Annotated in this window: 23 protein-coding genes and 1 pseudogene; 9 read left to right on the top strand and 15 right to left on the bottom strand. The window is 64.0% G+C overall.

Going from position 1 to position 22,435, the window contains the following annotated elements:
- Positions 1 to 5 precede the first annotated feature (5 nt).
- Both R6G97_RS07600 and R6G97_RS07595 read right to left on the bottom strand, forming a co-directional pair.
- Positions 6 to 1,547: an MFS transporter gene (locus R6G97_RS07600; RefSeq protein ID WP_043207406.1), complete on the bottom strand. Its 1,542-nt coding sequence runs from the start codon at positions 1,545 to 1,547 to the stop codon at positions 6 to 8.
- 281 nt (positions 1,548 to 1,828) lie between these two features.
- On the bottom strand, positions 1,829 to 2,737 hold the full coding sequence (locus R6G97_RS07595; RefSeq protein ID WP_043207404.1) for a LysR family transcriptional regulator: 909 nt from the start codon (positions 2,735 to 2,737) through the stop codon (positions 1,829 to 1,831).
- 179 nt (positions 2,738 to 2,916) lie between these two features.
- Between R6G97_RS07595 and R6G97_RS07590 the strand changes: the two genes are divergently transcribed.
- Positions 2,917 to 3,366, top strand: a complete 450-nt coding sequence (locus R6G97_RS07590) for a universal stress protein (protein WP_102081615.1) — start codon at positions 2,917 to 2,919, stop codon at positions 3,364 to 3,366.
- Positions 3,367 to 3,446: 80 nt separating this feature from the next.
- On the opposite strand, the gene R6G97_RS07585 is transcribed toward R6G97_RS07590, so the two are convergent.
- From R6G97_RS07585 to R6G97_RS07570, 4 genes are read right to left on the bottom strand one after another with little or no spacing between them, the layout of a single operon-like run.
- Positions 3,447 to 4,307: an efflux RND transporter periplasmic adaptor subunit gene (locus tag R6G97_RS07585; protein WP_043207398.1), complete on the bottom strand. Its 861-nt coding sequence runs from the start codon at positions 4,305 to 4,307 to the stop codon at positions 3,447 to 3,449.
- A 10-nt stretch (positions 4,308 to 4,317) separates the two neighbouring features.
- Entirely contained in the window at positions 4,318 to 4,518 is a 201-nt protein-coding gene (locus R6G97_RS07580) for a DUF1656 domain-containing protein (RefSeq protein WP_043207396.1), read from the bottom strand.
- The gene (locus R6G97_RS07575) at positions 4,508 to 6,685 is read right to left on the bottom strand and encodes an FUSC family protein (protein WP_102081613.1); all 2,178 of its coding nucleotides are present in this window, start codon (positions 6,683 to 6,685) and stop codon (positions 4,508 to 4,510) included. Before R6G97_RS07575 ends, R6G97_RS07580 begins: the two co-directional genes overlap by 11 nt.
- Positions 6,682 to 8,208: an efflux transporter outer membrane subunit gene (locus R6G97_RS07570; RefSeq protein WP_090346832.1), complete on the bottom strand. Its 1,527-nt coding sequence runs from the start codon at positions 8,206 to 8,208 to the stop codon at positions 6,682 to 6,684. The genes R6G97_RS07575 and R6G97_RS07570 overlap by 4 nt, the downstream gene beginning before the upstream one ends.
- A gap of 180 nt (positions 8,209 to 8,388) precedes the next feature.
- Between R6G97_RS07570 and R6G97_RS07565 the strand changes: the two genes are divergently transcribed.
- Together R6G97_RS07565 and R6G97_RS07560 are read left to right on the top strand one after the other, a co-directional pair.
- Complete coding sequence (locus R6G97_RS07565) at positions 8,389 to 9,330, top strand: LysR family transcriptional regulator (RefSeq protein ID WP_043207389.1); 942 nt, start codon at positions 8,389 to 8,391, stop codon at positions 9,328 to 9,330.
- Positions 9,331 to 9,440: 110 nt separating this feature from the next.
- A complete protein-coding gene (locus R6G97_RS07560) occupies positions 9,441 to 10,415 on the top strand; it encodes a 2-hydroxyacid dehydrogenase (RefSeq protein ID WP_043207386.1) in 975 nt (324 codons plus the stop codon).
- Positions 10,416 to 10,468: 53 nt separating this feature from the next.
- On the opposite strand, the gene R6G97_RS07555 is transcribed toward R6G97_RS07560, so the two are convergent.
- The 4 genes from R6G97_RS07555 to R6G97_RS07540 all read right to left on the bottom strand — a co-directional run bounded on the left by R6G97_RS07555 (position 10,469) and on the right by R6G97_RS07540 (position 14,280).
- The gene (locus R6G97_RS07555) at positions 10,469 to 11,407 is read right to left on the bottom strand and encodes a glycosyltransferase family 2 protein (protein ID WP_043207384.1); all 939 of its coding nucleotides are present in this window, start codon (positions 11,405 to 11,407) and stop codon (positions 10,469 to 10,471) included.
- A complete protein-coding gene (locus R6G97_RS07550; protein ID WP_306106463.1) occupies positions 11,404 to 11,772 on the bottom strand; it encodes a GtrA family protein in 369 nt (122 codons plus the stop codon). Before R6G97_RS07550 ends, R6G97_RS07555 begins: the two co-directional genes overlap by 4 nt.
- The gene (locus R6G97_RS07545) at positions 11,769 to 13,271 is read right to left on the bottom strand and encodes a glucosyltransferase domain-containing protein (protein ID WP_317847962.1); all 1,503 of its coding nucleotides are present in this window, start codon (positions 13,269 to 13,271) and stop codon (positions 11,769 to 11,771) included. Before R6G97_RS07545 ends, R6G97_RS07550 begins: the two co-directional genes overlap by 4 nt.
- Before the next feature lie 106 nt (positions 13,272 to 13,377).
- A complete protein-coding gene (locus R6G97_RS07540; RefSeq protein WP_043207378.1) occupies positions 13,378 to 14,280 on the bottom strand; it encodes a DMT family transporter in 903 nt (300 codons plus the stop codon).
- Between the two features lie 245 nt (positions 14,281 to 14,525).
- Here R6G97_RS07540 and R6G97_RS07535 point away from each other — a divergent pair, with 245 nt between their 5' ends.
- The 3 genes from R6G97_RS07535 to R6G97_RS07525 all read left to right on the top strand — a co-directional run bounded on the left by R6G97_RS07535 (position 14,526) and on the right by R6G97_RS07525 (position 16,387).
- On the top strand, positions 14,526 to 15,401 hold the full coding sequence (locus R6G97_RS07535) for a helix-turn-helix domain-containing protein (RefSeq protein ID WP_090346829.1): 876 nt from the start codon (positions 14,526 to 14,528) through the stop codon (positions 15,399 to 15,401).
- 209 nt (positions 15,402 to 15,610) lie between these two features.
- Positions 15,611 to 15,958 (top strand): HPF/RaiA family ribosome-associated protein, encoded by a 348-nt coding sequence (locus tag R6G97_RS07530; RefSeq protein WP_090346828.1) that lies wholly within the window; start codon positions 15,611 to 15,613, stop codon positions 15,956 to 15,958.
- Positions 15,959 to 16,084: 126 nt separating this feature from the next.
- Positions 16,085 to 16,387 (top strand): DUF3509 domain-containing protein, encoded by a 303-nt coding sequence (locus R6G97_RS07525; protein ID WP_043207369.1) that lies wholly within the window; start codon positions 16,085 to 16,087, stop codon positions 16,385 to 16,387.
- A 3-nt stretch (positions 16,388 to 16,390) separates the two neighbouring features.
- Here the strand turns inward: R6G97_RS07525 and R6G97_RS07520 are convergent.
- Positions 16,391 to 16,516 (bottom strand): annotated as a pseudogene (locus R6G97_RS07520) (phosphate-starvation-inducible protein PsiE); the annotation flags it as partial.
- Between the two features lie 211 nt (positions 16,517 to 16,727).
- On the opposite strand from R6G97_RS07520, the gene R6G97_RS07515 reads away from it, so the two are divergent.
- Positions 16,728 to 17,000 carry a DUF4225 domain-containing protein gene (locus R6G97_RS07515; protein WP_090346827.1) on the top strand — a complete coding sequence of 91 codons (273 nt, stop codon included), beginning with the start codon at positions 16,728 to 16,730 and terminating at the stop codon, positions 16,998 to 17,000.
- Between the two features lie 572 nt (positions 17,001 to 17,572).
- Here the strand turns inward: R6G97_RS07515 and R6G97_RS07510 are convergent.
- Positions 17,573 to 18,043 (bottom strand): phosphate-starvation-inducible protein PsiE, encoded by a 471-nt coding sequence (locus R6G97_RS07510; protein WP_043207367.1) that lies wholly within the window; start codon positions 18,041 to 18,043, stop codon positions 17,573 to 17,575.
- A gap of 239 nt (positions 18,044 to 18,282) precedes the next feature.
- On the opposite strand from R6G97_RS07510, the gene R6G97_RS07505 reads away from it, so the two are divergent.
- Positions 18,283 to 18,543, top strand: coding sequence for a YebG family protein (locus tag R6G97_RS07505; RefSeq protein WP_043207364.1), 261 nt, complete (start codon positions 18,283 to 18,285; stop codon positions 18,541 to 18,543).
- Positions 18,544 to 18,550: 7 nt separating this feature from the next.
- On the opposite strand, the gene R6G97_RS07500 is transcribed toward R6G97_RS07505, so the two are convergent.
- Positions 18,551 to 19,570, bottom strand: a complete 1,020-nt coding sequence (locus R6G97_RS07500) for a Leu/Phe/Val dehydrogenase (RefSeq protein WP_090346826.1) — start codon at positions 19,568 to 19,570, stop codon at positions 18,551 to 18,553.
- A 124-nt stretch (positions 19,571 to 19,694) separates the two neighbouring features.
- Here R6G97_RS07500 and R6G97_RS07495 point away from each other — a divergent pair, with 124 nt between their 5' ends.
- On the top strand, positions 19,695 to 20,501 hold the full coding sequence (locus R6G97_RS07495) for a SirB1 family protein (protein WP_043209573.1): 807 nt from the start codon (positions 19,695 to 19,697) through the stop codon (positions 20,499 to 20,501).
- On the opposite strand, the gene maiA is transcribed toward R6G97_RS07495, so the two are convergent.
- Entirely contained in the window at positions 20,495 to 21,127 is a 633-nt protein-coding gene (gene maiA / locus R6G97_RS07490; RefSeq protein WP_090346825.1) for a maleylacetoacetate isomerase, read from the bottom strand. The two genes, R6G97_RS07495 and maiA, sit on opposite strands and share 7 nt — an antisense overlap.
- 12 nt (positions 21,128 to 21,139) lie before the next feature.
- Positions 21,140 to 22,432, bottom strand: a complete 1,293-nt coding sequence (gene fahA, locus R6G97_RS07485; protein ID WP_317847961.1) for a fumarylacetoacetase — start codon at positions 22,430 to 22,432, stop codon at positions 21,140 to 21,142.
- Positions 22,433 to 22,435 lie beyond the last annotated feature (3 nt).

The following is a 22,435-nucleotide window of genomic DNA, read 5'->3' as shown; positions in this document are numbered from 1 at the left end:
AGGCGTCAGGCCACCGCACGCGGTGGGTAGATCCGGGTAGGCACGAAAGGAATCAGGCAGATCAGGGCCACGGCGACACCGGCCATGACCAGGTACAGGTCGGCCGAAGTCAGCACTTGGGCTTGTTCGTGGAGGCGCCGGGCCAGGCCTGCCGCCTGGTCATCGACCAGTGGCGCGTTGCCCAGGCTGTCCACCAGATGGTTGGAATGAAAATGCCGACGCACGGTGCCCAGGGCGTCCAGCAGCCCGGTGGCGATCACCGAGGCCAGCCCCTTGACGGTGTTGAACCAGCTGGAGGCGAACGGGCCTTCCTGGGGCGTCATGCCATTGGTGGAGAGCATCAGCAGCGGCAGCACCGACATCGGCTGACCGAACACCTGCAGCAGGTAGAAGGGGTAGAAGTCGCCGCGGATCCATTGCGAGGTCAACAGGCTGCTGCCCACGCAGGAGACCGCCAGCATCCCCAGGCCCAGCGCCAGCACCCAGCGGCAGTCCACCGCACGGATGTTGCACAGCGCTGCCGTGAGCGGCAGGGCGATCAATTGCGGCATGGCCACCAGCATCATCAACGGGCTGGTCTGCGCCGGGCGATAGCCCTGGATCTGCGCCAGGTACGCCGAAGGGATGCTGCCCACGCCCGAGAGCACGATCAGCACGCCGGCCAGTGTCACCAGGGCAAAGCTCAGGTTGCGCCGCGTCAGCAGGCGCAGCTGGAAGAACGGCAGTGGCTCGGACCATTCGTTGTACATGAACAGCACCAGCAGCAGCACGCCACCACCGAGCAGCCAACAAATCAGCGGCGAATCGAACCAGCCCCAACGATCGCCCAGGGACAAGCCCAGGACGATGCAGCTGATGGCCGGCAGGCCGAGCACCACGCCCCGCCAGTCGAATTGCTTGAAACGCTCCAGACGCAGCGGGTCCTGGGGCAAGCCCCAGCCCACGCAGAACATGGCCAGACCCGACGGCAGGATGATCTGCCAGAACGCCCACTGCCAACCGACATATTCCGTCCACAAGCCCGCCAATGGCGTGCCCAGGTTGGGGCCGAAGGTCGCGGTCAGGGCATAGCAGGCCAGGCCATAGATCTTGATACCCGGGGGCAGAAAGCGCAGCGCCACGGTCATCAGCATCGGCGGTAAGGCCCCCGATGCCAGGCCCTGGACGATGCGCAGTAGCATCAGGCTGTGCAGATTGGGCGCGAAGGGCTGGACCAGGCCTAGCACGGCGAACAGACCGGTCGCGCATAACGTGAAGCGGCGCAGGGAAAAGGTGCCGGCCATCCAAGGCGCGAAGGCCATGGCCGAGACCGAGGCGGCCGAATACACCGCCAGCAGCCAGGCGCCTTCATCGGCGCCGATGCCCATGGCGCCGCGGATGTCGGCCAGGGAAATTTTCGTCACCGCCTCATTGAGTCCGGCGCAGAGCACCGCCAACAACACGCCGAACAGCCCGACCACCACCCGCAGGCCGAACGCCGTCTGCACCGGTGCTGCAGGCGCCGGAGCGGCGACAGGCACGGCGGAAGGCGCGGACAGGGAACTCATGGACAGACATCTCCAGCAACAAATTCAAGGCAGGAGGGAAGTCTAAGAAGGTCGAATGCTGACGAAAACTGACTTATTGGCAGTTTTATGTTGCACCAGACGCAATCGACACAATTGTTAGGGGGGGAGTCGCCGCGCCCACATATCCCCTGTGTGAGCGGGCTTACCCGCGAAATCAGACGACGCGGCGCATGGCACGGGCTGCGCCCGTGGTCACGGCTGAACCCGCGCCTAATGAATCTGCGGTGATCGTCGCTCCGATTGATCCGCGAATGGCCCCGTCAGGGATCGACGCTGCAGCAGGCCTTGAGCGTCTGACGCAACCAACGATGGGCCGGGTCGTTCTGAAAGCGCGGGTGCCAGGCCTGCATGACGGTCACCTGCTCCAGCGGCAGCGGGATCTGGAACGAGCGCAGCGGCAGGCCCAGCTTGTTCACGCTGTTGAGGATGTTGGCCGGCATCGGCAGGATCAGGTCGGAATCCGGTAGCGAGAACATCGCCGAATGAAAGCTCGGGGTGATCAGCGCCACGCGCCGCTGAGCCTTGAAGTTGGCCAGTTCCACATCGATCGGCCCGTTAGCCCGGCCGCGTCGCGACACGCTGATCTGCGGGTAGGCGGCAAAGCGCTGCGGGGTGATCTGGGCGTCGAAGATCGGGTGGTCGCGGCGCGCCAGGCCAATGTATTCGGTGTGAAACAGGCTCTGCACCTTGATCTCCGGACCCAACTCCACGGTCGAGCTGATGATCAAATCGGTGCGCCCGTCGCGCAGCACGCTGTCGTCATCGCCACCCGGGCTCTCGGGCACGAACCTGAGCACCGTGCGCGGCGCCTGCTCGTGCATCATGCGCAACAGCTGGGCGCCGTACAGGGCGATGAACAGGTCGTTGGTGCGGATGTTGAAGGCCCGCTCCAGGTTCGGCAGATCCACCTCATCGCCACTGCGAAACACCTGCCCGGCCTGCTCGACCAAGGCCGAGACCTGCTCGCGCAGGGCCAGGGCTCGGGGCGTGGGCACCAGGCCACGGCCAGCGCGCACCAGGATCGGGTCGCCCAGGGCATCGCGGATCCGCCCCAGGGTGCGGCTCATCGCGGCGGGGCTGAGGTTCATGCGCTGCGCCGCGCCGACCACACTGCCCTCATCGAGCAGGGCATCGAGGGCGACGAGCAGGTTCATGTCGGGCAATTGCATGGGCCGTTTTCCGTGACAGCTGTGGGAAAGGACATCTTATCAGGCCGGATGGTTGCGTCTGGCGCAATGTCCCCGTGCGTGGTGGGCCATTTATCCAACGCGATGGACGATCAAGAATGGTGCGCACAGCTTCGCGGGTGAACCCGCAACAAGGCCACCACCGAACCGAAGGAACCTCCATGCCCCGCCCGGTCCTGATCGCCATCGACGCCTCCCCTGCCACCAGCGCCCTGCTCGACCTCGCCCAGCGTTACTGCCGGCCCGGCGAGCACGAACTGCACGTGCTGCTGGCCATCGACACGACCTTCGCCGTGCACGATCACCCGATGGCCTACACCGAAGAGGAACAGCAGGAGTATCCGGCCGCCTGCGAAGAACAGCACCTGGCAGACCAGGCCGTGGCCACCGCGGTACGTGCGTTGCGCAAGGCAGGTTTCAGCAGCCATGGCTGCATGGTCGCCGCAGAGCCCGTCGAGGCCATCGTCGGCAAGGCCAGGGCGCTGGAATGCGAACTGATCATCATGGGCCACCGCCATCTGTCGCGGCTCGGGCGGCTGCTGGATCCATCGATAAGCGCGAAGGTGATCGACCGGGTGCAGGTTCCGGTGTTGGTCGGGGCGGCGGGATAAGCCAACAGGCTCGGTGCTGCCACCGACGCATTCGCGGGTGAACCCGCGAATGCGTCAGGAGCCTCAATGCCGAATTCGGATCAGCCCTCGCTCGGCTTGACCACCACCGTGCAGGTGGTCCCCGCCGCCAGCAAAAAGCCTTCCGGCACTTGATCGATATGAATGCGCACCGGCACCCGCTGGGCCAGACGCACCCAGTTGAAGGTCGGGTTCACGTCGGCGATCAGCTCGCGGCTCTGCGGGTTGTCGCGGTCGTAGATGCCGCGGGCGATACTCTCCACATGCCCCTTGATGCGCTCGCCGCTCATCATCTGCAGTTCGGCCTGGTCGCCCACCTTCACGTGGGGCAGCTTGGTCTCCTCGAAGAAGCCATACACCCAGAACGAGTTCTCATCCACCACCGCCATCACCGCCTCGCCGGTGCGGGCGTAGTCGCCCTTGTGGATGTTGAGGTTGGTGACGTAGCCATCGACCGTGGCAATGATCCGCGTGCGCTTGAGGTTGAGTTCGGCGGCCGCCAGTTGGGCCTGGGCCTGCTGGTAGTCGGCCAGCGCGGCGCTTGCGATGTTGCTGGCGTCGTCGCGGTTTTCCTTGGAGATCACCAGGTTGTCCAGGTCGGCGCGGCGCTTGGCGTTGACCTTGCGCATCTCCCACGTGGCCTTGCGCGAGGCGACCAGGGCCTTGGCTTGGTCCACCGCCAGCTGGTAATGCTCGGGGTCGATCTGGATCAGCAGGTCCCCCTTCTTCACGCGTTGGTTGTCCTTGACCGGCACGTCCACCACGTAGCCCGGCACGTCAGCAGCGACGTTGATGATGTCGGCGCGCACCCGGCCGTCACGGGTCCAGGGGGTGGTCATGTAGTGCAGCCACAACTGGCGACCGATCACCACGGCGCCCGCCAGCACCAGCAGGGTGGCGATCAGGCTGAAGAATTTTTTCATCGAAGGATTCTCACCAGTAGACAGACAGCGCCATGGCGCCGAAGAGGCAGATGAACAGGCACAGGCGCAGCAGCGCCGGGTGCCAGAAGAAGCGGTAGCCGTCATGGCTTGCGATGAAGCGGTCCAGGCCCCAGGCCAGGCCTGCGGCGAACAGGAACATCAAGGTCATGGTGGGCATGTACACGCCATGGAAGGCGATTTCACGAGGCATGGTGCAATCCTTTGGCCGGAGCCAGGGGCGACTTGGGGTCGAGCAGGGACGTACGAATGAAATGCAGGTAGCTCTGCACCCGACGCAACACCGAGGTGTCGAAGTGCCGGGCGAAGGGTTCGTCGGTGGCCTGCACGCGGCTGATGGCATGGTCAACCGCCACCAGGGCGCGTTCGTGGTTGCTGGCGTTGGGCTGCAGGAACAGCCGCGCCAAGGCCCGGCCCATCACGCGGATGGCCTGGCGCCAGGGCTGGCTTTCGGCATAGGCCGGGTGGATCGGGGCGCGCACCTGTTCCTTGCGCAGCTCGATGATCGCGTGGCCGATTTCCAGGACAGTGAACATCCAGCGCATCAGCTCGCTCTGCACCTGCGGCCGGCCGGCAGCCAAACCGTAGGCCTGGTGCAGCAGGTCGCGGGTACGGCTCTCGAACGCCGAGCCCAATCCGCGCAGGCGACCGGTGATGGCGAATAGCACTTGCTCACGCAGGTCCTGCTCCAGGCGGCTCCACAGCCAACGGCTGTTGGGCGGCAGGATGATCGCCCCGGCGGCGGCGCAGACCAGCATGCCGATGACCATGCCGATGTAATCGTTGATGAACACGTAGGGGTCGTACACCGTCAGGTTGTTCGGCACCGAGCCGATGGCGAAGAACACCAGCAGGCCGATCCCGTAGCCAGCATAGGCCGGGCGCGAGGACAGAAACGCCCCGAGCACGAACACCGGCGCCAGCACCATGCACAGCAATGGGAAGCCATCGATCCAGGGGAAGACGAAGAAGGTCTCGAAGAAGCCGACGAAGGCGCCGATCATCGTTCCGCACGCCATCTGGAACGACATGCGTTTGGGGTTCGGCGAGGCAGCCGACAGCCCAACGGTGACTGTCGCGATCAGCGTCATCATGGCGCCGCTTGGCCAGTCGCTGAGTAGCCAGTAGCTGCCAAGCAGCAACAGCACCGCCGAGGCACGCACGCCGGCGGCCAGCGACACCAGCCAGCTGGTCTGGGCCACGTAGGGCTCGTCCCACTGTTCGCGCTCGTGCCTGTGGGCGGCGAGCGAGGCGTGGGTCTGGGCGTAGCTGTACATCTCGTCGACGAAGCGGTAAAGCAGCTCGAAGGCGGTGTGGAAGTCGAGCAGGTCCGACTCGCTGGGCTCGGTCTCGAGGTAGTCGGCGCGCAGGCCGCGCACCTGGGCTTGCAGCCCTTCCTTGTAGGCCGCCAGCTCCAGGGTCAGGCGCAGCGCATCGGCGTCGGTCAGGGCGCGGCCCACATAGGGGTCGAGCAATTCGGCAAGGGTCGCCAGGCCCGGCTCGATGGCCCCGACGATCTGCAACGGCCCACGGGCGCGCAGGCGCTCCAGCAGACTGTGCAGGGCGTTGAAGCGGGTGGTGATGGCCATGAACTCGCTGTTCATGCGTACCAGCCGGCCCGAGCGCCTGCGCATGTGCGGGTCTTCGAAGGCGGTGACGTTGCGCAGACTCTCCAGGCCCACGGCCTCGGCGATGAAACGCACGTTGCTGCTTTCGTAGCGGTCCGGCTGGCTGTCGCCACGCAGGGCCTCGACCACCACCCCGGCGAACACGCCAAAGCGTTGGTACAGGGCGTTGCGCATGGCGGCGCTGGCCGACTGGGGCAGGATCGCCGCGCTGACCAAGGTCGACACCAGGATCCCCAGGGAGATTTCCAGCACCCGCCACACCGCCGCCATGAACGCTTGGTCGGGGTGCTGCAACACCGGCAGGCCGATCATCGCCGCGGTATACCCGGCCAGCACGAAACCATAGGCCTGGAAGGTGCGGTAGCGCATGGCGCCGGCCGAACACAGGCCGACCCACAACGCAAGGCTGGGCAGGAACAGCTCGGTGTTCTGCGGAAAGAGCGCGACCAGCGCGACCATCATCGCCGAGCCCGCCAGGGTGCCGAGCACCCGGTAGAAGCTTTTGGCGAACACATGCCCGCTCTGTGGCTGCATGACGATGAACACGGTGATCATCGCCGTGCGCGGTTGCGGCAGCTCCAGACGCATGGCCAGCCACAAGGTGATGAAGGCGGCTGCCAGGACCTTGAAGATGTAGACCCAGGTCACCCCGTCGGTGCGCGCCCAGGCAAAGAAGCCCCGGCGCCATTCCAGGCTCTGCAGCCAGCGCAGGGGCAGGCTCGATGTGCTCATTCGGCGTGGCTCGGCGTGTCGAAAATGGCCAGGGTCGCAGGCGTTTTCGGCGCCACCTGGCGTTGCTCGTCCGGTACGTCCTGGCCGGCCTGCAGCCCACCACCGAGGGCGGTGACCAGCTCGGCATGGGCGCTCAGGCGCGCGGCCTGGACCTGCTGTTGGATCTGCTGCTGACGGAACAGCAGGGTCTGGGCGTTGAGCACATTCAGGTAATCGGTCAGCCCGCGCTGGAAGGCGACCATGGCGATGTCATAGGTCTTCTGCGCGGCAGCCACGCTCTGTGCGGCGAAGTGCGACTGCTCTTTCATCGACTCGCGGCGGATCAGCTGGTCGGAGATGTTCTTCAGCGCACCGACCACGGTTTCGTTGTAGCGCGCCACCGCCATGTCATAGCCCGCCGATGCCACGCCCAGTTGCGAGCGCAGGCGACCGCCATCGAAGATCGGCAGGCTGATGGCCGGGCCCACGTTGTAGTTGAACTTGCGCCCGGTGAGAAACTCCAGAGGGCCACCGCCGGTGGCCATGAAGCCCAGGCTGCCGACCAGGTCGACGTTGGGGAAGAAGCCCGCGTGAGCCACATCGATGCCACGAGCCTGGGCCGCCACCTGCCAGCGGCTGGCGACCACATCGGGGCGCTGGCCGACCAGTTCGGCGGGCAGGTTCGACGGCAGCTTCAGCGGTGCGCCAAGGCTCAGGGTGGGGCGTTGGATCTGCGCGCCCTCCCCCGGCCCCTTGCCAGCCAAGGCGGCCAACTGGTTGCGAGTCAAGGCGATCTCTTCGTTGAGGCTGTCGAGCTGACGATGGGTTTCAGGCAAAGGGGCCTCGGCCTGGCTGACCTCGAAGTGCGTGCCTAGGCCGCTGTCCAGACGCCGCTTGGCCAGGGCGAGGATCTGCTCCTGCTGCTCCAGCTCGGCCTGGACGATATCGCGCTGGGCGAAGTGCAGACTCAGCTGGATGTAGGCGCGCACCACGTTGTTCTGTAGCTCCAGCTGGGCCTGGCGGGCTTCGGCAACGCTCATGTGCGCCTGGTCCACGGCCTGCTCGCTGGCATTGCGCTCACGGCCCCAGAGATCCAGGGCGTAGCTCAAACCGATGGCGGCGTTGTTGTCCCAGGTGTTGGCCCCGGACAGCGCGCCAGGGCCATAGAACTGATCTTCCGGCCAGTTGTGGCGCTTGAGGGTGGCCTGGCCGTTGGCCTGGAGCTTTTCCGCCGACTCGATCACACCGGCCATGGACTTGGCCTGGCGCACCCGCGCCGCGGCCATGGCCAGGGTCGGGCTGCCGCTCTGGGCCAGCTCGACCCAGCGGTCCAACTGCGGGTCGCCATAGGCACGCCACCACTGTTGCGCCGGCCAATGGGCGTCGGTGGCAGCTTCGCGGATCGCGTCGTCGGTGGTCAGGGTGTTGGCTTGCAGCGTCTTGCTTTGCGGGGCGATGCCCCAGGTTCCGATACAGCCGCTCAAGGTGAGGCTAAGGGCACAGGCACTGAGCGCATTCAGCGCTCTGATGATGCGACGCGGCACAGCTGCGATTTCCCGAGGATGAGGTGAAGAGGCCGGGCAATTCTAGGGGGCGGTCGCACTGGCGATAAGCGCATATTCCTGCGAATCTTTGTTACCAAAACAGTGATAATCCGGCTTTAGTCTGAAGACCCTTTTGGTTACTTCATGTCACAATTTTGTCCTCTACCTTGAGAGTGACCCATGGACACCCTGCAAAACATGCGTGCTTTCAGTTGCGTAGCCCAACTCGGTAGCTTCACTGCCGCCGCGGCGCAACTGGATACGACCACCGCGAACGTCTCGCGGGCGGTCTCCAACCTGGAAGCCCATCTGCAAACTCGGCTGCTCAACCGCACCACCCGACGCATCGCTCTGACCGAGGCGGGCAAGCGTTACCTGATGCGCTGCGAACAGATTCTCACCTTCGTCGAAGAAGCCGAGGCCGAAGCCAGCGATGCCCACGCCCGCCCGGCCGGGCAGTTGAAGGTGCATTCGATGACCGGCGTCGGCCAGCACTTCGTGGTCGATGCCATCGCCCGCTACCGTGAGTCGCACCCGGACGTGACCTTCGACTTGACCATGGCCAACCGCGTACCAGACCTGCTCGACGAGGGCTATGACGTGTCCATCGTGCTGGCCAGCGAGCTGCCGGATTCCGGCTTCGTCTCCCAGCGTCTGGGCATCACCTACAGCATCGTCTGCGCCTCGCCCGAGTACGTGGCCAAGCACGGCACCGCGCACAAACCATCCGACCTGCTCAAGCATTCGTGCCTGCGCATGGTCAGCCCGGTGATCCCGCTGGAGAAGTGGCTGTTCGACGGTCCGGAAGGCCAGGAGGTGGTCAACATCACCAGCTCGCCGTTCCAGGTCAATTCGGCCGACGCCATGAAGACGGCGATCCGCAGCGGCATGGGCGTGGGTGTGCTGCCGATCTATTCGGCCATCGACGGCCTGCGCGACGGCAGCATCGTGCGGATCATGCCCGACTACCGTCTGCAGGAGCTGAACCTCTACGCAATCTACCCCTCGCGCCAGTACCTGGATGCCAAGATCAAGACCTGGGTCGAATACCTGCGCAACTCGCTGCCGGAAATCCTCGCCGCCCACGAGGCGGACCTGAAGATCCACGAGAGCGGTCGCTAACCGCAAGTTTCAAGCCGCAAGAAAAAACCAGGCCCACGCCGCCCGGCTTTTCTTGCCGCTCGAAGCGTGAAGCTTGTAGCTTTCAATTTTTTGCCATGAGAAGTAGCCCGATGAAAAAGACCGTCCTGGCCTTCAGCCGCATCACCCCGGCCATGGCCGAACGCCTGCAGCAAGACTTCAACGTGATCGTGCCCAACCCCAAGCACGGTGACATCGCCGCCCAGTTCAACGAAGCCCTGCCCCAGGCCCATGGCCTGATCGGCGTCGGTCGCAAGCTCGGCCGGGCGCAGCTCGAGGGCGCAGGCAAGCTGGAGGTGGTCTCCAGCGTCTCGGTCGGCTACGACAACTACGACCTGGACTATTTCAACGAGCGCGGCATCGCCCTGACCAACACCCCCGACGTGCTCACCGAAAGCACCGCCGACCTGGCCTTCGCCCTGGTCATGGGCTGTGCGCGCCGGGTCGCCGAGCTCGACGCCTGGACCAAGGCTGGCCACTGGCAAGCCACCGTCGGCCCAGCCCATTTCGGCAGCGACGTGCATGGCAAGACCCTTGGCATCGTCGGTCTGGGCAACATCGGCGCCGCCATCGCCCGGCGCGGCCGCTTCGGTTTCAACATGCAGGTGCTGTACAGCGGCAACAACCGCAAGCCCGCGCTGGAACAGGAGCTTGGAGCCCAATACCGCAGCCTGGAGCAACTGCTGGCCGAAGCCGACTTCGTGTGCCTGGTGGTGCCGTTGTCGGAGGCCACGCGCAAGTTGATCGGTGCCCGCGAGCTCAAACTGATGAAGCCCAGCGCCTTTTTGGTCAACGTCTCCCGCGGGCCGGTAGTGGACGAGGCGGCGCTGGTCGAGGCGCTGCAGAGCGGCACGATTCGCGGTGCCGGGCTGGACGTGTACGAGAAAGAGCCGCTGGCCGACTCGCCGCTGTTCACGCTGCCCAACGCCCTGACCCTGCCACACGTGGGTTCCGCCACCGCTGAAACCCGCGAAGCCATGGCCAATCGGGCGATCGACAACCTGCGCGCGGCGCTGTTGGGCGAGCGACCTCGGGACCTGGTCAACCCGCAGGTCTGGAAGGGCTGAGTCGTGTTTCAGGAGGCCTTCGCGGGTGAACCCACGAAGGCCTCAGCGCCGCACTACCTGATCTTGCGCCGCCTGCCGACGACCTTGCGCACCACATAGCGCGGCCGGTGCTTGGTTTCCTGGTAGATCCGCCCGATGTACTCCCCCAGGATGCCGATGCCGATCAGCTGCACCCCGCCCAGGAACAAAATGGCCGTCATCAACGATGGATATCCCGGCACATCGGTCCCCCACAGCAATTTGTCGACCACCATGTACACCGCAAAGGCAAACGCGAACAGCGACACCCCACCGCCTACGTAAGTCCATAGCCGCAAGGGCACGGTGCTGAACGAGGTGATGCCGTCTAGCGCCAGGTTCCACAGTCGCCAGACGCTGAACTTGCTGTTGCCCGCGACCCGCGGCGGCCGGTCGTACTCGATGATTTCGGTGCGAAACCCCACCCACGACAATACCCCTTTCATGAACAACTGCTGCTCCGGCAACTGGCGGATCGCGGCGACCACCTTGCGGTCGAGCAGACGAAAATCACCGACGTTCTCCTCGATGTGGGTCGAGGCGATGCGGTTGTGCAGGCGGTAATAGAGCCGCGCGCTCCAGCGCTTGAACGGCGTATCGGCAGCCCGGTCGCGGCGCTTGGCCAGGACCACGTCGGCGCCCTGCTGCCAGCGTTCGACCATCTGCGCGACCAGCTCGATGGGGTCCTGCAGATCGACATCGATCGGCACCATGGCATCGCCCTCGGCGTACTCCAGCCCGGCGAACAGCGCCGACTCCTTGCCGAAGTTGCGCGAGAAATTGATCACCGTGACCCATTCATCGCGCATAGCCAGGTCTGCGCAGATGGCCTCGGTGCCATCGGTGCTGCCATCGTTGATGAACAGAATCTCCACTGTCATGCCCTGCAACGACGGCTCGCGCCGCACGGCGCGGTAGAAGCGCTCCAGGGTGTCCTGCTCGTTGTACACCGGCACGATCAGGGAAATGTTCATGGCGCCCTCCGTCTGAACACTACAGTGCGCGAATAGCTATAGCCCACCACCAGGCTGACCGTGGAGAACGCCACGAGGGTCAACCAGGGCGACAGGCGCGCCCAGTCGGACACCGCCCCCATGGCCAGGCTCAGCCCTCCCATACCCGCCAGGAACAACAGGTAGCGCTTGCCGCCTGGCCGGGCGAAGAAGGTGTAGCGGGCGTTGAGCTGGTAGGACAGGCTCGCCGCCCCGGCAAAGGCCAATACATTGCTCAGCGCCTGGCTGCGCCCAAGGACCAGGTGCAGCACGAAGAACACGAGCCAGTGCACGCCTGTGTTGACCAGGCCGACCACGCCATAGCGGGCGAAGCGCCGAAGGTTCACCAACGGTAGCGCTCGGGGTCGCGGGGCTTTTTCATCAGCACGTAGACGGTATCGCCCACCCCATGGATGTCATAGAACTTGCCCCGCACTACAGGTTGCGGGCTACGCGCCAGCACCTGTCGACGGTCCAGCGGCGGATGCGAGCCGAAGTTGCTCAGGCCTACACGCGGCATCATTTCCGGGAGCAGCAGGTAGTTGATGTTGAGCACATAACGCAGCGCCGGCATGGCCTTGAACGAGCCACTGGCGGCCGGCAACCACTGGCCGCCAGAGTCGATGCCCAGCACGTAGTAGCGTCGGGCGCTGGCCAGCGAGGGCTGGGCGCTGATGTCGTGGGCCAGGGCGAAGGTGACGGCCTGGTGCAGCGTCTTCTGCACGATCAGCACGCGGCCGTAGGCGAAGGCGAACGACAGCATGCACAACAGCGGTATCACCAGCAGCCAGCCCAGGCGCGGGTGGATTTCACTGAGCGCCTCATGGGCGAGCAGCAGCACCAGCAGCATGAGCACGCCCAGGCCCATCAAGGTGCGCGCGCCATCGTTGAAATCGGCGAACACTAACGTGATGCCGGGGATTAGCAGCAGAATCACCGGTATCGGCACCAGCAACGCCAGGCATAAGCCGACCCGGGCGCCGACGCTGCCCTGCCCGTCCAGCACACGCCAGAGCTGCCGGGCCAGCGCGACGATCGCGAGCGCGATCAACACCAGGCAGCACCACGTGGTGCCCGGCGTGAACAACAACCCCACTCGCTCGCCGATCACCTCCAGCCGTGCCACAGTGATGAACGGCCAAGGCCCCTCGACAGGCAGCAAGCCCTGGCGCAAGGGCGTCATCAGTTGATAGGCCGTCAGCCCATACAGCGCACAACCGCCCAGCGCCTGGCCCAGGCGCCCTAGCGCATGGCGCCAGACCTGGCCGCACCGCTTGCCCAGCATTACCTGGCGCATGACCTCCACACCGCACAGCCCGGCGAACACGTTCAGGCTGATCTGGTAGAAAGCCAGCGCCACCGCCACCAGCAGTGCGCCGCAGAGTATCTGTCGCCAGCTGCCAGGCTCCAGGGTGATGGCCAGCACACAGGCGGCCAGCGCCAGTGCCATGGTCGGTCCGTCGTACTGGTAAGAGAGGTTTTGCAGGAAGAACGGTTGATACCACAGCGGCAGCACCACCAGTACCGCGCTGGCGGTGGGAGCGACGAAATAGTGACGCACAAGGCGGGCCAGGGCCAGGGCGGCCGCCGTGCCTGCCAGCAACAGCGGCAAGGGGAACAGGTTCGGCGCCCCATCGCCGAAGCCAAGCGCGCCGTAGAACAGGTCGTTCATCACCCGCCCCTCGACTGCCCAGGCATTGCCGGCCAGATGCCCGCGCCAGCTGTCGTCCATGTACGGGTAGTCAGCCAGCAACAGCGGGATCAGGTGCAGGCCGAGGGCGAGCAGGCACAGCAACTGCACCTGGCGGTACGACAGGTGTCGGTCCCAGGCTGACAGTGTCGACATGGCCGGATCCAACGATAAAAGGTCTGGCCTAGTGTAGACACCGGCGAATCTGACGCGCGGTATTCGCGGGCTTCCCCATGAAAGAACCGCACCAGAGGGCCGTCGCCTACCTCACGCCGACCGCACGCCCCATCACCTTGGCCTTTGGCTTGCGAAACACCAGCACGTTGCCCGCCATCACCGCCACCAGCCCCAGCAGCGCTGGCGCCGTCCACTGGTAGCCCTCGGCGACGGCCGAGACATTCAACGCCACCAGCGGGAACAGCACCGTGCAGTAGGCCGCCCGCTCCGGCCCCATGCGTCCGACCAAGGTCAGGTAGGCGGTGAAACCGATGACCGACCCCGGGATCACCAGGTACAGCAGCGAACCGATGTAGCGGGTGTTCCATTCCATGTCGAAGGGAATGCCGCTGAGCAGGCAGTACAGTGCCAGCATCATCGCCCCATACACCATGCCCCAGGCGTTGGTGGTCATGGGCTTGAGCCCTGCCTTCTGCTGCACGCTGGAAAGCATGTTGCCCGCCGAGAAACACAATGTGCCCAGCAACGCCAGGCCCAGGCCGTACAAGGTCTCGCGGCTGGCGGTGTGGCTGAACAGCTCCGGCCAGAACAGCAGGCCCAGGCCCACCAGCCCCAAGGCACCACCACCCAACACATTGGCGGCGATACGCTGGCCAAAGAAGATCCGCGCGTTGAGTGCGTTCCATAGGGTGGCGGTAGAGAACACCACGGCGATCAGCCCACTGGCAATCCACTGGCTGGCGGTGAGAAAACACATGAAGTTGACGCAGAACAGGCAAAAACCCTGGGCCAGGCACACCAGGTGGGCGCGGCGGTTCATCGGTTGCAGGCGCCGGGTGAGCAAGAGGATGGCGAACAGGATCAACCCGGCCAGGGCGAAGCGATAGACGATCGACACCGGGATGGCGACCACGCCCAGCTGCAGTTTCAGGGCGATCCAGGTGGTGCCCCAGATCAGGACAGTGAGCAGATAGAGCGAGAGGTTCATGGCAGGACTTCCGTGGCGGTCACAAGAGCTGGGGCTGCGTTGCAGCCCATCGCAGGCTTCGCCAGCGCCCACAAGGCTCAGCGGCACCTGCAGGCGAAGCCTGTGATCGAGGGCCCAGCCCTCGTCGTGATCTCCAGTCTCCACCCGCCGCCGATGCCTGCGCTTGCACAAACTTGCGCATTTGCCATCCCCGGGGCTGTCAGCCCGAACGCCACGCAGTAGGATGGCAACACGAGGAATCGCCGATGACCCCACTGACCCAATTGCAAGTTTTCAACGCCATGCACGCCTCCCCCAATGCCCGCCTGGAGCTGAGCGCGCACCTGGGCGACGGCCTGGCTGCAGCGGTGTGGAGCAATCGCGACGATGCCCGCGACTACCAGGCGCCGAGCCACCATACCCTGTCGTGCTACATCGCCGACGGCACCGGCACCTTCCGACGTCAGCGCCCGGCCGACAAAGGCGCGCCGGACAAACTGTGCATCATGCCCGCAGGTCACGAGTCCAACTGGGTGGTCAATGGGCACATCCGCCTGGCCCACCTCTACATCAGCGAGGCCCAGTTCGCCCTGGGTTGCCTGCACCTGCTCGACCGCGAACCGCGGGAAATGCAGCTGCAAGAGGCGACCTTCCTCGATGATCCGCAACAGGCCCGACGCTTCCGCCAACTGGTGACCCTGGACTGGGACGAACCCGGCGAGCGTCTCTTGGCCAGTAGCCTGGCCCACGAAATTGTCGACCACGCCGTGCTCAGCCAGGCAGGTCTGCGCCAGGGCCTGCGCCTGAAGGGCGGCCTGGCACCGCACCAGCGCCGGCAGCTGGTGGAGTACATCGAAGCGCACCTGGACCAACCCATCACCCTGGGCGAGCTGGCCGTGCGCTGCAACCTGTCCGAATACCACTTCGCCCGCATGTTCCGTACAAGCTTCGGCCTGCCGCCGCACCAGTACCTGCTGGCCCGCCGCCTCAACCGCGCCTGCCAGCTGTTGCGCCTGGGCCAGTTGCCGCTGGGCCAGGTGGCCCTGCTATGTGGATTCGCCAGCGCCAGCCACTTCAGCAACCGCTTCCGCCAGGCCCTGGGCGCGACGCCCGGGGACTACCGGGCGGCCTTCTCCGGCTGAGCAACGAGCGCACGTTCGCCGGGCGCATCAGCACCAGAAGCATGTTTCGGCGGTTTGCCAAGGCCGATTTGCAACAGAAAATTTATTTTCTAAAGGGGCTTGATTTCGTTTCGCCGTTGGCTGACTTTAGGGTCAAGAGGCGAAGAAATTCCAAGGGCCTCAAAGGCCTAGGCGCGTCTCTTGCGAGCAAGCTGAATAAGGATTGAATCATGCAAATCCAGGTCAACAGCAGCAATCACATCGAAGGCAACATCCGGCTCAACGAGTGGGTTCGCAGCACGCTTGAAAGCACACTCGAACGCTACGAGGACGACCTAACCCGCATCGAGGTCCACCTGCGTGACGAGAACGGCGCCAAGCCCGGCCCACATGACAAACGCTGCCAGATGGAGGCTCGCCCGAAAGGCCATCAACCGATTTCCGTGACCCACACCGCCACGTCCCTGGACCAGGCTGTGGATGGCGCCGCCAGCAAGCTGAACAACGCGCTGGAGCACTTCTACGGCAAGTTGCGCAGCAAACGTGGGGTACTTCAGATGAGCGACCCTGAAGCCTGAACCTCGCGATCGACAAAGAACGCCCGGCTTTGCCGGGCGTTTTCATGTCCACCGATCAATGGCCCTGAACCAACCGCGCGCTCAGTCGGTCAACCTCTGCAGTCATTCATTGCAGACAGCCCGACCATGCACAATCCCTTCGACCAGATCAGCGACGCCTTCGCCCCCGAGTACCGGGTCAACCTGAGCATCGAACGCCTGGACGGCAGCATCATGCTCACCCTCTCCGACGACAGCGGTGTGGTCGCCAAACGCCTCATCACCGCCGCCCAGCGCAATGACCCGCAGCGTCTGCAGCGGGTGATCGACAGCATCCGCCTGGGGCTGGCCATCGAACTGGGCCAGAACCCGCTGGAGGTCCTGGCCGCCCTCACCCAAGCCCCCCACCAGACACCACGCCGCTTCCCCGCCGCCGGCCTGGCCAACTGACCCCTACTTGCCGTCCTCGACCTCTTTGCCATCGGCATCGAGCACCTTGGTGGACGGATAGCGGTACGAGGCGTAGCGCACCACAAGAATCGAAAACGCCAGCAGCAGGATGCCGCCGCACAGGTACAGATGCGGCTTCCGCGCAACGCACCCCAATACGCTATCTAGCATCAGGCGATTACTAGATCCCGGAGAGCCGGTACGCCTGCGTGCAATAAAAAAACCGATGACTATTTCTCAGTCTATGCCAGAAGTTTCGTATCGCTGGGGCACGGCAGAATGTCCAATAATATGTATGAAATAGAGGCAATTTATCGGCCGGTCGCTCAGATTGTGCTCAGTGAGGAAGGCTTACCAACAGGCTGCAAAAAGAGTGGGAGCAGGCGCCTTGGAAGGAAATATGGCTTATGGTTCCGTCGACTTGGCTCTTTCGGCCTACAGCCTTAGTAAGCTGATATTGAAACCAGATGCATGGCGTTTATTTAGGTATGTACGCAGCGATTATGTTCGAGGATATGAGAAATCAAGCAAAGCGGCATTAGCATTTGAAGCCATCTCCGACACCGCCACCCTCAACGCCTTATATATGGAGAGTCAAAGCGGTGACCAGTAACCCGTTACTGATGGAGGCCTTATACCTACTGATCTCCCTGATAGCCTTCTTGGCCTTCCACTCGACATCAAAAATAATTTCCGGAGCACGTCTTACCCCTAGAGTATTTTTAATTTTTCTTGCACCACTTATACTCTGGGGAGCGACCCAACTCAGCGTAGCCCGTTATGGCTATGTTTTATTCTATCTACCCTCCCGAGATTTTTTGGGAGGTGACTATATAATCCGCTGGATCGCGTTCATAAGCGCCCTGCTTCAAATATTTTGTCTGCCGAGCAAAGACAGTCCAAGACGATACTTGTCACGACAGTGAACTCAATGTTTCCCAGCTGCACACCTTGAACACCTAGACTCTGTACGGAATGTATCCGCACTCGCCCATACTACGTTTAAACGGGGCTCGGAATGCTCATGCACTCCAGCGCACTTCGCTTTCTGACCCCGTTTCGCCTAGTCTGGCCTTTGCGCGAACACACTTCATATCCCTGGGGACACGGCTACTCTTCAACCCGTTCAGCGCCGGGTTCGCAACCGAGCAACAACAGCATGGCCCAGGCCTGGCCAACTGACCCCTACTTGCCGTCCTCGACCTCTTTGCCATTGGCATCGAGCACCTTGGTGGACGGATAGCGGTACGAGGCGTAGCGCACCACAAGAATCGAAAACGCCAGCAGCAGGATGCCGCCGCACAGATACAGCAGCCCGACGTCTGGCGCTTTGTGGTGCGAGACATCGCCGATCAGCAGACGGGTCAGCGCGGTGATCGCCACATACAGCAGGAAGCGGATCGGCATGTGGTTGGTCTTGAAATAGATACCGACCATTGCCCCCAGCTCCAAGTAGATGAACAGCAGCAGGATGTCATCGACGCTGACCCCACCTTTGCCCAGCATGTCCAGGAAGGTCACCACCGCCGCATAGGCAGTGATGGCGCCGATGCCGAACAACGCCAGGTAGTGGAACGCCTCGACGCACAGGTTGCCCAGCGAGTCCGCCGAGCCATGCAGGCCCTTGCGTAGTTTTTCTGCCCATTTGATGTTCACGATGTTCGTTTTCCCCGATACGAGCTGAAGGATGATGCGTCACCTCTGTGACGCTTGTGCATGCAGTAAAAAGGCCAGGCCTTTGCCTTGGAAGGCGACCAATTGCCGCAAGACACCTGTGGGCTAGGCTCTGAAGGGAAAAGGCCATCACTTGAGTTGCATCACGGTGGCTGGAGCGAGTACTGTATATAAATACAGTTAACCCATAACCCCAACAGCAAAAGGCACAGAGGTGATGAATGGCCGTCGAAGTGGTGTACCGCAGCAGCCGCGACCCGGAGCGCTTGTTCATGGATAAGGCCGAAGCAGACCGTCACGACAAAATGCTCGAACTGGCCGAGCGCCTGGCCGAGGTGCTGCAAAAGGCCGTGCCATCGTTGAGCGAACAGCAAGTCGAGGAAGCCGGCATCTACATGGCCAAGAACCGCGACGTGTTCGCCCGGGCCTTCAAGAACCAGCCGGATGCCTTGGCCGAGCTGCTTGAGAATCAGGCTGAATGACCCAGGCTCATCCGTAGAGCAACCGCTCCGCCAGCATCTGCGCCACCCGCGCTGGCGAACGCTTCTCCGCCTGGGCATGGGCAAACACTTCGGTCAGCCGCGTGGGAATGCGCGCCAGGTGTGCGGTGATGGTGCCCAGGTCCTCGCCCCGGTGGGTCAGGGCCACATAGATCAGGCCACCGGCATTGATCACGTAGTCCGGCGCATAGAGGATGCCGCGATTTTCCAGCTGATCCGCCACTTGCAGCGTAGTGAGCTGGTTGTTCGCCGCGCCTGCCACGGCAGCGCAGCGCAACTGCATCACGCTCTGGCCATTGAGCACCGGCCCGACGCCACAGGGGGCAAAGATGTCGCAGGGAGTGCTGATCAGCGCGTCGTTGGTCACAGGATGTGCCCCCAATTGCTCCACGGCCAGGCGTACGCGTCCAGGATCCAGGTCGCTGACCAATAATTCCGCGCCCGCCGCGTGCAACTGTTCGGCCAAGGCATAGCCGACATTGCCCAAGCCTTGCACAGCGATGCGCAGCCCCTCCAGGTTATCGCTGCCCAAACGCGCCATGGACGTGGCGCGAATGCCCGCGAACACACCCATCGCGGCATGCGGCGACGGGTCGCCTGAGGCTGTGGTGCTGGTGACATGGGGTGTAGTCTGGGCGATGCAGTCCATGTCCAGGGTGGAGGTGCCGCTGTCCACGGCGGTGATGAAGCGCCCCTGCAGGGTATCGATGAACCGGCCGAATGCTTCGAACAGCGCGGCGCGGTTTTCCACATGCGGATTGCGCACGATCACCGCTTTGCCGCCCCCCAAAGGCAGGCCCGCCAATGCCGCCTTGTAGCTCATGCCCTGGGCCAGACGGATGGCGTCGGTCATGGCACTTTCATCATCGGCGTAGGGTAGATAGCGACAGCCGCCCATGGCCGGGCCCAACTGCTCGCTATGAATGACCACGACGGCCTTGAGGCCTGTTGGCGGGTCGATGCACAGGTGCAAGGACTGGGTGCGGGTGCTTTGCATGAGCGCGAACATCAACGGGCTCCCCCGAGAGGTGCTCCTTCCAGTATAGGCAGGCCGCCAGGCTCCGAGCCTCTGGCGGACCACTGGACGAAAGCACGCGCCAAGGCTAAAAGATAAGCGTATGCGGAGAGTGCCCATGAACCCACGTCAAGCCTGCTTGGCCTGCCTGGATCGCGAGCCTGTCGCCCTGCTGGAAGCAACGCTGTGGATAGCGGCCGAGCACGACCGGACGGTGGACCCGGCGGCGAGCCTCGCCCAAGTGCACGACTTGCAGCGAGAAATCAGCGCCAACCTGCCAATGCTGCCGCTCCACGAGCTGGCCCAGCCCCTGCTGCGTCAACTCAATGCCCTGGGTTTCGCGCAGGATGAATACCATCCGTTGCGACCCCAGGTGGCGTTGATGGACAAAGTCTTGCAGCGCCGCCGCGGCCAGCCGTTGACCCTGGCCATCCTCGCCCTGGAACTGGCGCGACGCCTATCGATCCCCCTGGAGGGCGTGAACTTCCCCGGCCACTTCCTGCTGCGTGTGCCCGGGGCCGACCATTTGCTCGATCCTTGTGGCGGACGACGGTTGTACCCCGCCGACTGCCGAGAACTGCTGGCCCGCCAGTTCGGTCCCCATATGCCGTTGAGCGCCGAACACATGCACAGCGCAGCCCCCATGCAGATGCTCCAGCGCCTGTCGCGCAACCTGCGTCATCTGCACAGCAGCAACGAAAACGACCTGGCCGCCTTGATCGACGCCGAACGGGTGATGCAACTAGGCCCGGTACTGGCAAGCGACTACCTGGCCCGCGCCACGCTCTACCAGCACCTGGATTGCCCCCAGGCCGAGCGCTATGACTTGGAGCACGCCTTGCTGCTGACCGACGACCCGATCCAACGTCTGAAATTGAGCGAACGGCTTGGCCAACTCCCGTCGACCAAGCGTTCGATTCACTGAGCCGGGGTGTCCGGCTGGCAGGAGGGATGCGCCTTGGCGAAGGCCGGGTGTGCCTGTGCCAAAGCAGCCACGCGAGCGATGCGTGGATAGCCGCTGAGGTCGACATTGAATCGCTCGGCGGCGTAGAGCTGAGGGATCAGGTAGACATCTGCCAACCCCGGCTCGTCACCGAAACAGAAGCCTCGATCACCGATCAATTGTTCCACCGCCGCCAGGCCCTGGCCGATCCAGTGGGCGATCCACTGGTTGACCTGGGTATCGTCATGGCCCAACTGACGCAACTGGTTGAGCACGCTGACGTTGTGCAGCGGGTGGACGTCGCAGCCGATGATCGCCGCCACACCCCGCACTTTGGCCCGAGACTCGGCACTGGCCGGCAACAGCGCAGGTTGTGGATAAACCTCTTCGAGATACTCGATGATCGCCGGTGACTGCACCAGCAACTCCCCGCCATCGGTCCGCAGCGCGGGCACTCGCCCCTGGGGGTTGAGCGCCAGGTAGTGCGCCCCACGCTGCTCGCCCTTGAGCAGGTTGACCGGCAGGGCCTGGTAATCCAGCCCCTTGAGCGCCAGGGCGATGCGTACCCGATACGAGGAAGTGGAACGGTAATAGGTGAACAGCTCCATCGCCCTGACCTCTCAGTTGGCCGAGATGATCTTGCCGCGGCATTCGCCGAAGCCGATGCTCGCCACGCCGTCACGGATGCAGCGGGCACGCAGGATGATCTCGTCGCCGTCCTCCAGGAACTTGCGCACCTCGCCGCTGGCCAGCTCCACCGGATGCTTGCCACCTTCGGTGATCTCCAGAAGGCTGCCGAACGAGCCGGGCGTGGCGCCGGACAGCGTGCCCGAACCGAACAGGTCACCCGGCTGCAACTGGCAACCGTTGACACTGTGGTGAGCCACCATCTGGGCCACGGTCCAGTACATGCTGCGGGTGTTGCTCAGGGTCAGGCGATGGGCTGGCAGGCCCTGCTCGCGCATCTTCTCGGTAACCAGCAGCACTTCCAGTTCGATATCGAAGGCACCCGCGGCCTGGTCACGCTTGTCCAGCAGGTAGGACAGAGGCTGCGGGTCGCCTTCAGGACGCGGCGCCTGGGCGCAACGGAACGGCTCGAGGGCTTCGGCGGTAACCACCCAGGGCGAGATGCTGGTGATGAAGCTCTTGGACAGGAACGGGCCCAGTGGCTGGTATTCCCAGGCCTGGATATCGCGCGCGGACCAGTCGTTGAGCAGGCAGTAGCCGGCCACATGCTCAGCGGCGTCGCTCACCGGGATGGGCTGGCCCATGTCGTTGCCTTGGCCGATCCAGATGCCCAATTCCAGCTCGTAGTCCAGACGCGCACACGGGCCGAAGTTCGGTTCGGTCTGCCCGGCCGGCAGGGTCTGGCCCTTGGGACGGCGCACGTCGGTACCGGAGGGACGGATGGTGGAGGCACGGCCGTGGTAACCGATCGGCACGTATTTGTAGTTGGGCAGCAGCGGGTTGTCCGGGCGGAACAGCTTGCCCACGTTCTTGGCATGTTCGATGCCTACGTAGAAGTCGGTGTAGTCGCCGATCTTCGCAGGCAGGTGCAGCTGGCACTCGCTGGCCGGATACAGGGCAGCCTTCAAGGCCGCTTGATGCTCGCTGTGCTCGCCCAGCAGCACCATCAAACGCTCGCGCAGGGCCACACGGGCTTCACGGCCCAGGGCGAGGAACGCATTCAGCGCGCCGCCTCGGGTGGCTTCGGCAGCGACCTTGGCCTGGCCGTCGAACAGGCCGGCGCCCAGCACGGCTTCCAGATCGAGGATCGCGTCACCGATGGCTACGCCGCAACGCGGTGCCTGGCCTGGACGGCTGAAGATGCCCAGGGGCAGGTTCTGCAACGGGAAGTCGCTGTGCCCGTTGGCGTGCTCGACCCAGCTACGGGCGATGGCGGTCTGGTTCATGGG

This window comes from Pseudomonas sp. HTZ2, assembly GCF_033173945.1.
Classification (GTDB): domain Bacteria; phylum Pseudomonadota; class Gammaproteobacteria; order Pseudomonadales; family Pseudomonadaceae; genus Aquipseudomonas; species Aquipseudomonas guariconensis.
The sequence above is the reverse complement of the archived record's forward strand: the minus strand, read 5'-3'. Positions and strand labels throughout refer to the sequence as shown.